Annotated in this window: 6 protein-coding genes, 1 tRNA gene and 1 pseudogene; 7 read left to right on the forward strand and 1 reads right to left on the reverse strand. The window is 41.6% G+C overall.

What is annotated here, in order from left to right:
* The first annotated feature begins 8 nt into the window (after positions 1-8).
* Genes Q9312_RS14980 through Q9312_RS14990 form a run of 3 tightly spaced genes read left to right on the forward strand, consistent with a single transcriptional unit; the run spans position 9 to position 4048 of the window.
* Positions 9-1547: an NADH-quinone oxidoreductase subunit M gene (locus tag Q9312_RS14980; protein WP_309201668.1), complete on the forward strand. Its 1539-nt coding sequence runs from the start codon at positions 9-11 to the stop codon at positions 1545-1547.
* Positions 1544-2980, forward strand: coding sequence for an NADH-quinone oxidoreductase subunit NuoN (gene nuoN, locus Q9312_RS14985; RefSeq protein ID WP_309201669.1), 1437 nt, complete (start codon positions 1544-1546; stop codon positions 2978-2980). Before Q9312_RS14980 ends, nuoN begins: the two co-directional genes overlap by 4 nt.
* Positions 2981-4048: a mechanosensitive ion channel family protein gene (locus tag Q9312_RS14990; protein WP_309201670.1), complete on the forward strand. Its 1068-nt coding sequence runs from the start codon at positions 2981-2983 to the stop codon at positions 4046-4048. It begins immediately after the preceding gene.
* Here Q9312_RS14990 and Q9312_RS14995 read toward each other — a convergent pair.
* Positions 4045-8535, reverse strand: coding sequence for an EAL domain-containing protein (locus Q9312_RS14995; protein WP_309201671.1), 4491 nt, complete (start codon positions 8533-8535; stop codon positions 4045-4047). The genes Q9312_RS14990 and Q9312_RS14995 overlap by 4 nt on opposite strands.
* A 120-nt stretch (positions 8536-8655) precedes the next feature.
* On the opposite strand from Q9312_RS14995, the gene Q9312_RS15000 reads away from it, so the two are divergent.
* The 4 genes and pseudogenes from Q9312_RS15000 (at position 8656) to infB (ending at position 13582) form a co-directional block, all read left to right on the forward strand.
* A tRNA-Met gene (locus tag Q9312_RS15000) sits at positions 8656-8732 on the forward strand.
* A 136-nt stretch (positions 8733-8868) separates the two neighbouring features.
* Entirely contained in the window at positions 8869-9327 is a 459-nt protein-coding gene (gene rimP, locus Q9312_RS15005) for a ribosome maturation factor RimP (RefSeq protein WP_309201672.1), read from the forward strand.
* Between the two features lie 46 nt (positions 9328-9373).
* A complete protein-coding gene (gene nusA, locus Q9312_RS15010) occupies positions 9374-10873 on the forward strand; it encodes a transcription termination factor NusA (RefSeq protein ID WP_309201673.1) in 1500 nt (499 codons plus the stop codon).
* Positions 10874-10890: 17 nt separating this feature from the next.
* Positions 10891-13582 (forward strand): annotated as a pseudogene (infB, locus tag Q9312_RS15020) (translation initiation factor IF-2).
* Positions 13583-13589 lie beyond the last annotated feature (7 nt).

Raw genomic sequence — 13589 nt, forward strand, 5'->3', positions numbered from 1 at the left:
TAACATTTATGACCTACCAAGTTCCTTGGCTCAGTCTCCTCATTTGGCTCCCGTTGGTGGGTGGGGGAATACTGTTGTTCAGTGTTGGTGAAGCTAAGAAGGAATTAAGTAAGTGGATAGCGCTTTCGATTATGCTGGTAACGTTTTTATTAACATTACCGATATATTGGCGTTTTGATTCGTCATTGCATCAATTGCAATTTGTAGAAAAGTCCACTTGGTTTGAGTCTCTTAATGTTCAATATTTTCTAGGCGTTGATGGATTTTCATTGCCATTAATAATGTTGACATGTTTTATCGGAATTGTCGTCGTCGTCTCATCATGGCGAAGCATTGAGTATAGAGTCAATATGTATTTGGCTGCATTTTTAATGTTAGTCGGGCTTATGAATGGCGTGTTCGCTTCGGCTGACTCAATATTATTCTATGTTTTTTGGGAAGCGATGCTCATTCCCATGTTTTTAGTAATAGGGATTTGGGGAGGTCCTAATCGAGTTTATGCGACTTTAAAGTTCTTTCTTTATACTTTCGCTGGTTCAGTTTTGATGTTGATTGCTTTGATTTATTTAGGATTACAGGCCCAGTCATTTGTAATTACCGATTTGCATCAGTTGCCACTCTCTTTGGAAGTTCAATCGTACCTATTCTGGGCCTTTTTGATTGCGTTTGCGGTTAAAGTTCCCATGTGGCCCGTTCATACTTGGTTACCAGATGCTCATGTCGAAGCACCCACCGCGGGTTCCGTGATATTGGCTGCGATTATGTTAAAGATGGGAGCTTATGGCTTTGTTCGATTTAGCTTACCGATAACGCCAGATGCAGCAAGTTATTGGGCTGAGTTTATGATCGTTTTGGCGCTGATTGCGATTGTCTATATTGGTTTAGTAGCGCTTGCGCAAAAAGATATGAAAAAGCTGGTTGCCTACTCCTCAATCGCTCATATGGGCTTTGTGACACTCGGCTTTTTTATCGTCTTTTCACTGGTCGATCAAGGTCGTTTAGATAGTGCTAAGTTGGGAATTCAAGGTGGAATGGTACAGATGATTTCACATGGTTTTATTTCTGGCGCATTGTTCTTATGCATTGGTGTTCTTTATGATCGACTTCATAGTCGTTCGATCAGTGACTATGGTGGTGTTGCTAATGTAATGCCGAAGTTTGCTGCTTTATTTATGATTTTTGCGATGGCGAACTCAGGCTTGCCTGCGACGTCAGGTTTTGTCGGAGAGTTTTTTGTCATTTTAGCCACTTTCCAAGTTAATATTTGGTATGCACTATTAGCTGCAACAACTCTTGTTTTAGGTGCTTCGTATACACTTTGGATGTATCGGCGAACAATGTTTGGCGAGCCGGCTAACAAAAATATTTCGACCCTAAATGATTTAAGCACTCGTGAGTTTTTGGTCTTAGCTTGCTTGGCTATTTTAGTTTTGCTTTTTGGGATCTGGCCTGAGCCGCTAGTATCATTAATGGATGGCTCGGTCGAGCATTTAGTGAATTGCAGCATTAAAAGTAAGTTATCCGCAGAGGGGATGTGCCTAGAATGAGTGATATGACCTTACTCCCAATGCTCCCTGAAATTTTTATTTTATCACTCGGGTGCCTTGTGATATTTACCGATCTCTATTCAAAAGATCGAGAAAAGCAAGCTTGTTATCTTTTGACTCAAATTGGTTTTGTCGCAATCATTTTGTACATTCTTGGGCATTTGCCTTCCGAGAAGACCATTTATTATAGTGGTACCTTTGTTCTTGACCCGCTCAGTCAAATTCTCAAAGTTTCATTATTAGTGATCACCGCAGTAGCACTTCTTTATGGACGTGTATTTATGAGAAATCGCCGCTTTCTAAAAGGCGAGTACTATGGATTGGCCATTTTTTCGTTATTAGGAATGATGGTTATGGTGTCGGCGAATCATTTTTTGACTTTGTATTTAGGGCTTGAATTACTTTCTTTACCTATGTACGCCATGATCGCCATGGAGAGAAACAGTAAACTGGGTGTCGAGGCTGCAGTTAAATATTTTGTCACCGGAGCTATCGCATCTGGTTTTCTGCTATATGGATTATCATTTTTATACGGAATTACTGGAGAGTTAAGTCTTGACCTAATTCATTCATCGAGTCTGCATAACAGTGACTCTGTCATATTGAGTCAGTTTGCTTTAATTTTCGTGATCGCAGCAATTGCATTTAAGTTTGGATTAGTTCCCTTTCATATGTGGTTACCCGATGTTTATCATGGTGCTCCTCCATCCGTGACGGCGTTTCTTGCCAGTGCCCCAAAAATTGCTGCTTTTGGCTTTACCATTCGGTTGTTGCTTGACGGCATGGAAATGTCTGCCGCAATTTGGCAGCCATTGTTATTAACCGCTGCGGTTTTATCGATTGGTTTTGGTAATATAGTGGCTATCTCCCAAGCAAATTTTAAACGCATGTTAGCTTATTCAGGTATCGCTCATATGGGTTACATGACGTTAGGTTTATACAGTGGTGAGTACGGAGGGTACTCAGCCGCTATGTTTTACATTTTAGTGTATGCGTTAATGGCAGTAGCAGCGTTTGGACTTATCGTATTCTTGAGTCGTATTGGTTATGAATATGAGACGCTTGATGATCTGAAAGGGCTGGGTCGCAAAAACCCTTGGTATGCCTTGATGTTCAGCTTTGTAATGATCTCAATGGCAGGGCTTCCTCCTTTTATCGGATTTTGGCCAAAATTAGAAATTTTTCGAAGTCTAATTGCTGCCCAACATTGGCAGATAGCGATATACGCAGTGGTCTTTTCGTTAATCGGATTGTTCTATTATCTTCGAGTCATTAAAGTAGTGTATTTCGATGACGCTGAACAAAACTTTAACTTTTTACCAAGTCGGAGTATTCGATTTGCGATTACTTTTAACTGCACAGCACTGCTCGTTCTAGGTTTGATTCCCGATTCTATCTATCAGTTTTGTTTAAAAGCATTTGGTATTCAATAAATGAAAAATATTAAACCTTATTTAGAAATGATCGCAGAGTGGCTGCCGAATCCATGGGCGCAAGCATCACTATGGATCGTTGCTGGAATAGTGTTGTCAATGTTTTCAACGGTGTTTTTTAAACGGCTTCATTTTTGGGGAAGTAGCAAAACTCAAAATTCGTTTGATGATCTTATTTTTGAAAGTCTAAAATCGCCCGTTCGTTGGAGTATAATTTTTGCGTCATTATATTTCGCTTTTCAAGCTTTAAAGTTAGAAACGCTTTGGTTGAACCTTTTAGTTTCAATCATGATTACGTTTTCAGTGCTTCTTTGGGGCATCTTTTTATATAAGATATTTCATTACGCTTTAAAAGTATCGGCACAGTCGAATAAAGTAAATAGTTTTGTGCAAAATAGAACCTTGCCGCTTTTTGAAAATCTACTGCTTATCGTTTCGATAGCTACCGGCATTTACTTTATATTAGTAGTTTGGGACATTAATGTTGGTCCTCTCATTGCCTCTGCAGGTATTTTAGGTTTGGCCATGTCGCTAGCGGCTAAAGATACAATGGCGAACTTATTTGCCGGTGTGTTTATTATGGCTGATGCTCCCTATCAAATTGGAGATTATGTTGTTCTCGATAGTGGAGAGCGTGGAAAAGTGACTCATATTGGTATACGTAGCACAAGGATATTAACTCGTGATGATGTAGAAGTTACTATTCCAAACGCGATAATGGGCAATAGTAAAATTATCAATGAGTCTTCAGGGCCTCATGAAAAATATCGAATTCGCATCAAAATTGGTTTCGCTTACGGAAGCGATGTATCGAAAATTCGAGAAGTTTTAACACTGGTCGCTCAAAAGAATATATCGATTTGTCGAGATCCAGAACCTAGAGTGAGGTTTCGAACATTTGGCGATTCTGCTTTAACTTTTGAGTTGTTGTGTTGGGTACCTCACCCAGAGCTAAGAGGAAGAATATCTGATGAACTCAATGAACAAGTTTACAATGCTGTCAATGAAGCAGGTTTAGTTATTCCATTTCCGCAAACCGATGTTCATCTTTATACGCATAATAATTAGTCCTTATTGACTAATGAAAGCAAATGATCTTGAGTGAGTGGCTTGCTGAGTAAATACCCTTGATAGTAATGGCAAGATTGGGCTTTTAAAAAGTTTAATTGTTCAGGACTTTCAATGCCCTCTGCGAGTATTTCTAACTGCAAAGTATTTGCAAGTTGAATCATTGAACTCACGATGGTTTCACTATGCTCGTCGTTACCAATTCCCCATACAAACGAACGATCAATTACCAGCCTGTCTACATTAAAAAGTTTTAGGTGACTTAAAGACGAGTAACCTGTTCCGAAATCATCGACTGCAATTTTTACACCTAGAGATTTTAATGACTTGATTACTTCACGAGTATTCTCAGGGTCCATCATCAGAGTGTTTTCGTTAATTTCAAGCTCAATTTTAGAGTAAGAAACATCACACTTTACGATCTGCTTTTTGATCATTTTAACCAGATCATAATTAATAAAATGGTTTTGAGATAGGTTAAATGAAAACTCAAAATTATTATCTAAAGATTCAAATTCGTTTAGCAAATTACAGACATATTCAATCAACCATTCAGTCAAAGGTAGAATTAAATTGAGTTTTTCAGCGACCGGGATAAAAATATCGGGACTTATATGTTTGCCTGAGCTGGTTCGCCAACGTAATAAAACCTCGAATCCACTAATTTCATTATCAATATTAAATCTGGGTTGAAATACAGGGTAGAACTCATTGTTTGCTAGAGCTTTATGAAGGTTTTGCTCCATCGAAAGCTGTTCTTTAGCAAGATCATTTAGTGATTGCGTGAAATATTGAAAATTACTTTTACCCACTTTTTTAGCATGATGCATGGCCATATCTGCATGCTTTATCAAGACATCATTTTCTCGACCGTCTTCTGGATATAAGCTGATGCCGATACTTAATGATATACTGATCGAGTCAGAGCCAACCTTGAAAGGCTGCTTCATGATTTCTACCAGTCTTTGACTGATGTTATTTAGTCGATCGATTTGCTCTGTATCTTCAAATATGATTGCAAATTCGTCCCCACCAATACGAGCAATGGTATCGTCTGGATTAATACAATGAGCAATTCTTGTGGCGACTTCAATCAGTAATTCATCCCCTGATTTATGGCCGAGAGAGTCATTGATCGTTTTAAAGTGATCTAGATTTAAAATAAGTACGGCTATTTGTGATTTTAGGTGATTGGCTCGGTCAATAGCATGTTCCAGTCGGTCTAGTAGTAATGTTCTATTAGGTAAATTGGTTAAAGGGTCATAGTGTACTAATTGATTAAGTTTATTTTGTAATTTCGCTATTTGACTGAGATCTGAGATAGACAATACAAAATAATTTTTGTCGTTAATAAGTGTATATGAGCTATGAATGAGTACTGGAATATCAATACCCGTTTTGCAACGAATCCAAGACTCCTCTGTGACATTCTGGAGCTCAAGCGTTTTATCCTTTAACTGAGTGTAATAGTCAACTGGGAGTTGATTTGAGTAGAGTATATCGATACTGCAATCAATCAGTTCATCGGCGTCAAACAATGTCGTCTTTAATGTAGACGTATTAATCTGTTCAATAATAAGTTTTTCGCTAAGCACAATAATAAGATCAAATGTCTGATCAAATACTGATTTAAACAGCGCTTGTTGTCCCTTGCAGCTTATCTCTTCTGTAATATTTCTATAGGATCCAATGGCTTTCGTAACTTGGCCGTCTGCTGTTTCGACAGCCTTTCCGAAAAGCTCATACCATTTGGGCTGCTTGGTATTACTTTTAAAAGATATTTCGCAGGCAAGCTCATTGCTTTGCAAGTTTATAAAAGAATTCCACTGAGTGATAAAGTGACTTCTATCGAAATGATTTAATTGATTGATCCATTCATTGACGTCCATGGTTTTTATAGTGGAGTAATCCTTATGATTAATCACTTGAATGGTGTTGTCCGCTAGTTGATAGAGCCAAAAATTTTGTTTTTGATGTTCTGCAAACACATCGAGTAGCTTAACATTGTTGGTTGCAAAGCTATTCAATAGTTGTCTCTTACGACTTTGTTGAGCAAAGAAATGCAATAGCATCATAGTGAAAAGGATGAGGAGTACAATATAAAGGCCTAAAGCCGTATTACTCCTCCAAATAGGCGGTAGCCAATTTAAAGGTACTTTCAAGCTAGACAATTGATCGCCAGACGAACTACTTACTGAAAGAAAATACTGACCAGGAGGCAAGCCAGCAAGAATAACAGAGTTGTCACTGCCTGATTTTAATTCAAAGTCTTTTTTGCCAGTAATGTAAAAGCTGAATAACGATGGATTTTGTTTAAAGAAATTAAAGTCGGTAACATAAACTTTAATGCCAGAGTCATCGGGCGCGATTTGCAGTTGAGAAAAATCGTTGTAAGTTGAAATATTGCGATGGTTTGTATTCAGCTGAGTAATCTGACTAATAATGACTTTTCTTCGTTTAGGTAGTTGGTTGATAATTTCTTGGGTATTCAATAAGTACAGGCCATTAATACTACCAAAGGCTAATTTGTTGTTGTTTAATTTGCGGTGAGCAAATTGGTTGAACTCGTGTTCATAAACCCCGTCGAAAGCTGCTAAGCGAGTAAAGGTAACTGAGTCAGGATTGAATAAAATGATACCGTCATGAGTGGAGATCCAAAATACATTATTTTCGTAGTAGAGGCTGTACAGGGTCATATCTTGTAAGCCATGTTGTGAGCCATAATGCTTTTCAGAGACAACTTGACCATTTTGATTGAGATTTAACTGAAAAAGACCAGCACCTGCGTAGGCTACCCACAGTTCATTTTTATTCATTCGATACACAGCTGAGGCCGCGACATAAGGGTCGCCTATTTTGAACTTTTGCTCAAACACCTGAGTTAGGCGCTGGGTATCAATATCCAGCCGATATAAGGTTGAACCGCTAGCAACCCAGGTATCACCTAAGGGATCTTTTTCGATAAAGGCGATGCGTTGTTGAAACTCTTTATCGTCCGATGCTTTAAACGTATCAGCAATAAAGGCCTTTTTAGAAATTGAATAGACTTTTAATCCATTACTGTAACCTATGGCTAGAAGGTCCGGTGAAAGTCGTCGAACAATGGTTAGCTCTAGACCAAAGGTTTTAAATAAATTGGGGTGTTCTTTTTCTAAACTAGATACTTGGCCGGTAACTGGGTCAAACTCGCGAATATCATAGAAGGTCGACAACCAGAACCGGTCATTGACTTCAATAATGTCAAAGACCGCTCGCTCTGAATAATGCCAACTGTCAGGAGTTACTTGATACTCTTTCGCTACGGTCAGATCATTGTTCAATAAAAACAATCCATTTTCTGTGCCTATCCAATATTGGTCGTTGCTGACTTTTATGGACCAAATATTTGATGATTGACCAAACCTTGCCGGCAGTGTCGAAGTGACCAAGGCTGATGTGACTGAGCGAGTTATTGGAGACCACTGGTAGATGCCTCTGCCAGAAGTACCAAGCCAAAGGTAGCCGTCACTATCGACCAATACCTCTTCGTAGGAATTATTGTTGTGCGTAAGATGTTGTTGCTGTGGTGTGATAAAAGGGGAGAGTTGCTCAGTACTCTTGTCGATTTCATAGATGCCATCAATGGTCGCAACCCAAATGGATTTGGGAGAATCGTTTAGCCGGTTGATTTCTATGTTGAGAGCTAACTCAGATTTAATATTATCTTGCTGGGTTAGTTCGTCACGGCTCAATTTGAACAATCCCTTGTCAGTCGCGATCCAAACAAAATGTTCCGTGGCCGCGATGTTACGAATTCGACTTTCGTTCAGTTTACGGTCGCTGTCAGTCGTATAGATTATCCGCCTTAGAAATCGGTTGCTTAAATCGGTGATGTATAAGCCCTTCGACGTTCCAATAAGCAGCTGGTCGTCAAGTAACTCCATACTCAAAATGCCGTCTTCGGAAAAGTCAAGCTCGGTGAAGCCTTGAGTCACTTTATTGGCGATAGAGCGACCAGGTTCAATCTTAAACAAACCATCCCAGCGCGCGAACCAAATAGATCCATCTTTGGTTTCTTTCATTTGCAATACTGGATTGCTGCTGGACTCGCTAAATTGATCACCCTCGAAAGCTACCGCTCTCGTTTTTAGGGTGGCAGTATTAATTTCGTAGGCTGATTTTTCATTGGCCACCCACAGGCGGTGTTTCGAGTCGAGCAATAGGTCGTAGACTTCGCTGCCTAAAATGATTTGGTTGTTGCCCCCAACATCGAGAAATTGATATCCGTCGTAGCGCTGTAAGCCGTTGCTACTACCAATCCAGATAAACCCCCGTTCATCTTGGGCAAGCGCACTGATCCACCGAGAGTTGAGACCATGTTCAATGGACAGCCGCTTGAAGTAAAGAGCGTTCGAATCATCTAAATTGGCTAATGCCGTAGACGCAGAAGCCCCGCAGATGCTTAGGAAAAAAGGGAAAAGAAGTAGTTTGAGTATTTTTTTCGTCATAATTAGGTCTCAGCTTAGCGAGTTTACACTAAAACGCAATCTAAAGGCGTCGAACTGGCTAGTAATTCGTCCTTGGGCTTGTGATTCTTGCGAGTATTCGTTAAAATTTCGCCACTTTGATGCGGGGTGGAGCAGTCTGGTAGCTCGTCGGGCTCATAACCCGAAGGTCGTTGGTTCAAATCCGGCCCCCGCTACCAATAGGTTTTTTCTGAGAAAGCCCCGTTTTATGGGGCTTTTTCTTAGGCAAATCATAATGTTATAGATTTGCCGCCCACAGTTAAGTTAAAAAATGGGCACTTCTTGCCCATTTTTTGTTTGCGGAGACTGGTTGCCATGGCAATGATTGATGAACTCAACCAAATGATTGAGCCTGCAGTAGAAGCGGTGGGTTTCGAGTTTGTTGGGTTGGAGTATGTTGCTGAAGGACGTTTGTCGGTATTAAGAATTTTTATTGACCACCCTGAGGGTATTACGGTTGATAATTGTGCCGATGTGAGCCGTCAAGTTAGCGCAATATTAGATGTTGAAGATCCGATTAGCGGAAATTATAACTTGGAGGTTTCTTCTCCCGGCTATGATCGTCCGCTATTTAAGCTAGAGCACTTTGAGCGTTTTCAAGGTGAAGAAATTAAATTGCGTAGTCATGCTCCGGTGGACGGGCGGCGTAATTTTAGAGGTATTCTAAAAGCGGTTGAAGGTGAAACTTTGACGCTTTTAGTTGATGGTAAAGAATTTCAAGTACAGTTTGGTAATGTAGATAAAGCAAACATAGTACCGAACTTTGATAACTAGTCGTGCTGTAAGTAATAGCAGTGTATGCATAACTGAGGTTTAGCAGATGAGCAAAGAAATACTATTAGTAGTTGATGCTGTATCCAACGAAAAAGATGTTGAGCCAGAATTAATATTTCAGGCCTTGGAGGCTGCTATTGCAACCGCGACCAAGAAGAAAAACGGTGGTGAGATTGAAGTTCGAGTCGCTATCGATCGTGTCTCGGGTGAATACGACACTTTCCGTCGCTGGGAAGTAGTGGAAGATACCGATAGCGGATTAGAGTCTCCTTATACTCAAATTAGCCTGTCAGCTGCTCAAGTCGAAGAGCCTGAAATTAAGGTCGGCGAGTATGTCGAAGAACAAATCGACTCTATTGAGTTTGGTCGCATTGCTGCGCAAACGGCGAAGCAAGTCATTGTTCAAAAAGTACGCGAAGCTGAGCGAGCAAAAGTAGTACGAGCTTTTGAAGGCCGAGTCGGTGAATTAATTACTGGCGTTGTGAAAAAAGCCAATCGTGAGAGCATTATCCTTGATTTAGGAAACAACGCCGAGGCCATCATTCCTCGAGAAGAAATGATGACTCGAGAATCGGTTCGGACGGGCGATCGTGTTCGCGGCTTGTTATTTGCTGTTCGCCCTGAAGCGCGTGGCCCACAACTTTTTGTGAGTCGAACACGCCCAGAAATGCTGATCGAATTGTTCCGTATTGAAGTGCCTGAAATCGCCGAAGAAGTCATTGATTTAAAAGGGGCTGCTCGAGATCCTGGTTCGAGAGCGAAAATTGCCGTTAAATCAAACGATAAACGAATTGACCCGGTTGGCGCTTGTGTTGGTATGCGTGGTTCTCGTGTACAAGCCGTGTCGGGCGAGCTTGATAATGAGCGAATTGATATTGTGTTATTCGACGATAACCCTGCACAGTTTGTCATCAATGCCATGGCTCCAGCAGAGGTTGCTGCGATTGTTGTTGACGAAGACAAGCACAGTATGGATATCGCCGTAGCGGATGATCAGTTAGCGCAAGCAATTGGTCGAAATGGCCAGAATGTGCGATTAGCGAGTGAGTTAACCGGTTGGACATTAAATGTAATGACCGAAGCAGACTTCGAAGAGAAGAACTCTGTTGAAAGTGAAAGCATTGTTAAAATGTTTACGGACGACTTAGGCGTCGATGATGAGTTAGCCGAAGTGTTAGCACAAGAAGGTTTCACATCAATTGAAGAAGTTGCTTACGTCCCATTGGCTGAAATGTTAGAGATCGATGGCTTTGAAGAAGACCTTGTAGAAGAGTTGAGAGCACGAGCAAAAGATGTGTTGTTGACCAAAGCTATTGCATCGGAAGAGAAATTAGACGCTTCTGAGCCTGCTGAAGATTTGTTAAATATGGAAGGTATGGAACGCCAGTTAGCTTATCAGTTAGCATCAAAAGGCATTCAAACTATGGAAGACTTGGCGGAACAATCAGTCGATGAATTAATGGAAATTGAGGGGATGACCGAAGAGAAAGCAGGGGAAATTATCCTTGCCGCTCGGGCTCCTTGGTTTGAAAACGATGAGTCTTAATCTGGGGGCCGTAACGAATGTCAGAAGTAACCGTAGCGAAACTCGCTGAAACCGTTGGCACACCAGTAGAAAAACTACTGGAGCAGATGAAGAGTGCCGGTTTGGATCTATCAGGTCCAAACGATGTGGTTTCAGACGAGCAAAAACAAACACTATTGACCTATTTAAAACAGAGTCACGGTGGTTCTGAGTCCAATGAGCCGAAGCGAATTACGCTAAAGCGCTCAAAGAAAAGTTCTCTTAAAGTCACTGGCTCAACCGGTAAGTCAAAAACTGTGACGGTCGAAGTTCGTAAGAAGCGAACTTATGTTAAAAAGCCGTCTGACCTAACTGAATCAGAATCAGCTGAAGAAATCGTAGAGCAAACGGCTGAACCGATAGTTGCTGAAACAAAGCCCGTTGAAGCAGAAAAGCCGGCCGACGTAACGACCGATTCGGCGAGCACTGATGTTGCAGAAACTGACGATGCACCATCGGAAGTGGATGCAAAAGAAGACGTTAAAGAAGCAGAACAAGCGTTAACGCCAGAGCAAATTGCAGAACAAGAGAAAGCTGCGATTGCAGCACGTATGAAAGCGGAAGCCGAAGCGCAAGCAAGAGCAGAAGTTGAAGCGAGAATTACCGAGCAGGCTCGTAAGAAAGCGGAAGCCGAAGCGGTTGCACAAGCTGAGTTAGCAGCCGAGAAAGCGCGCGAAGAAGAGAGAAAAATCAGCTCATAATCCTCGCAAAGTTCATCGCGAAAGTGTCGTTGATACAAAAGACGATGCTCCGAAAAAGAAACGCAAGAAGAAAAAACGTGGCAGTAGCGAGTCTGATGCTGAAGACATCATTAGTCGTTATTCATCTTCGCGTCGTAAATCTGAAAAAGTTGATTTAGCACCAAAATCAAATAAACCAATTAAGGCACCAAAAGCATTGCAACACGGATTCTCAAAACCAGTCAGCAAAAAAGTTGTTGAAATCGAAGTTCCAGAAATCATTACTGTTGGAGAGTTAGCTCAGCTTATGTCTGTTAAGGCTGCAGAGTTGATTAAAACGTTAATGAAAATGGGAACTATGGCTACAATTAATCAACCGCTTGAGCAAGATGATGCCATTTTGCTAGTCGAAGAAATGGGGCATACTGCAGTCGCAAAATCTGAAGTGACTGCAGAACAAGAGCTAATTTCTAAGGCGACAGAGAGTCAAGAAGGTGAATTAGAGTCACGAGCCCCTGTCGTTACTATCATGGGTCATGTTGATCATGGTAAAACGTCGTTGCTTGACTTTATTCGTGTCGCGAAGGTTGCTGATGGAGAAGCTGGTGGTATTACCCAGCACATAGGAGCCTATCATGTCGAAACGAAGAGAGGCGGAATTACTTTCTTGGATACTCCTGGACATGCTGCGTTTACCGCGATGCGAGCACGCGGTGCTAATGCGACTGATATTGTAATTCTCGTGGTCGCGGCTGACGACGGTGTTATGCCTCAAACGATAGAAGCGATACAGCATTCTAAAGCGGCCGGTGTTCCAATGATTGTCGCGGTTAATAAAATGGATAAGCCAGAAGCTGATCCAGACCGTGTGAAGAATGAATTGTCTCAACACGATGTTCTACCGGAAGATTGGGGCGGCGATACTCAGTTTATTCACTTGTCTGCGAAGACCGGTGAGGGTGTCGAAGAGTTACTAGATGCCATTTCATTGCAAGCGGAATTATTAGAACTGAAAGCCTCTTCAGCGGGTCATGCAAAAGGTATTGTTATTGAAGCTCGTCTCGATAAAGGCCGCGGCGCAGTGGCATCCATTTTGGTGCAGTCAGGCACCTTAAGACGCGGCGATATAATGTTGGCTGGCTTGCACCATGGTCGAATCCGAGCGCTGGTTGATGACAAAGGTCAAACGATCAATGAGGCTGGCCCATCCATGCCGGTTGAAGTGCTTGGGTTGTCAGGCGTACCTTCTGCAGGTGATGATGTACTGTGTGTCGAGAATGAGAAAAAAGCTCGAGAAGTTGCACAGACTCGTCAGGAGAAACAACGTGATGAGAAACTGTCACGTCAGCAGAAAGCAAAACTTGAAAACATGTTTGCCAACATGGCAGACGCGGATAAGAAAACCCTTAGCGTTATTGTGAAAGCCGATGTACAAGGATCCGTCGAAGCGATTGTTAAATCGTTAACCGATCTATCGACGGATGAAGTCAGTGTTAATGTTATTGCAACTGGGGTTGGCGGCATAGCTGAGACAGACATTTCCCTTGCCTCGGCGTCGGATGCCTTTATCGTAGGTTTCAACGTCCGTGCTGATGCAGCTGCTAGAAAAGCGGCAGAAAATGAAGCGGTTGATCTACGTTATTACAGTGTCATTTACGATGTGATTGATGAAGTTAAAGCGGCCATGTCGGGTATGCTTTCTCCAGAACGTAAGCAAGAAATTATTGGTCTTGCTGAGGTTCGAGACGTCTTCCGTTCACCGAAATTTGGTGCGGTAGCTGGGTGTATGGTTATCGAAGGTACGGTTAAGCGAAACCGTCCGATTCGTGTATTACGTGACAATGTGGTTATCTACGAAGGTGAGCTTGAGTCGTTACGACGATTCAAAGATGACGTTCAAGAAGTTCGTAATGGCATGGAATGTGGTATTGGCGTTAAGAACTATAATGATGTTAAAGCAGGCGATCAGATCGAGTGCTTTGAAATCATAGAAGTTGCACGTACCATTTAATGTTCGA

The sequence above is a fragment of the Pleionea litopenaei genome (assembly GCF_031198435.1).
Lineage (GTDB): Bacteria > Pseudomonadota > Gammaproteobacteria > Enterobacterales > Kangiellaceae > Pleionea > Pleionea litopenaei.

What these genes read in the sequence shown, in the direction of transcription:
- Q9312_RS14995 (WP_309201671.1), bottom strand. Translation starts at nt 8,535, where the DNA reads ATGACGAAAAAAATACTCAAACTACTTCTTTTCCCTTTTTTCCTAAGC.
- Q9312_RS14980 (WP_309201668.1), top strand. Translation starts at nt 9, where the DNA reads ATGACCTACCAAGTTCCTTGGCTCAGTCTCCTCATTTGGCTCCCGTTG.
- nuoN (WP_309201669.1), top strand. Translation starts at nt 1,544, where the DNA reads ATGAGTGATATGACCTTACTCCCAATGCTCCCTGAAATTTTTATTTTA.
- Q9312_RS14990 (WP_309201670.1), top strand. Translation starts at nt 2,981, where the DNA reads ATGAAAAATATTAAACCTTATTTAGAAATGATCGCAGAGTGGCTGCCG.
- rimP (WP_309201672.1), top strand. Translation starts at nt 8,869, where the DNA reads ATGGCAATGATTGATGAACTCAACCAAATGATTGAGCCTGCAGTAGAA.
- nusA (WP_309201673.1), top strand. Translation starts at nt 9,374, where the DNA reads ATGAGCAAAGAAATACTATTAGTAGTTGATGCTGTATCCAACGAAAAA.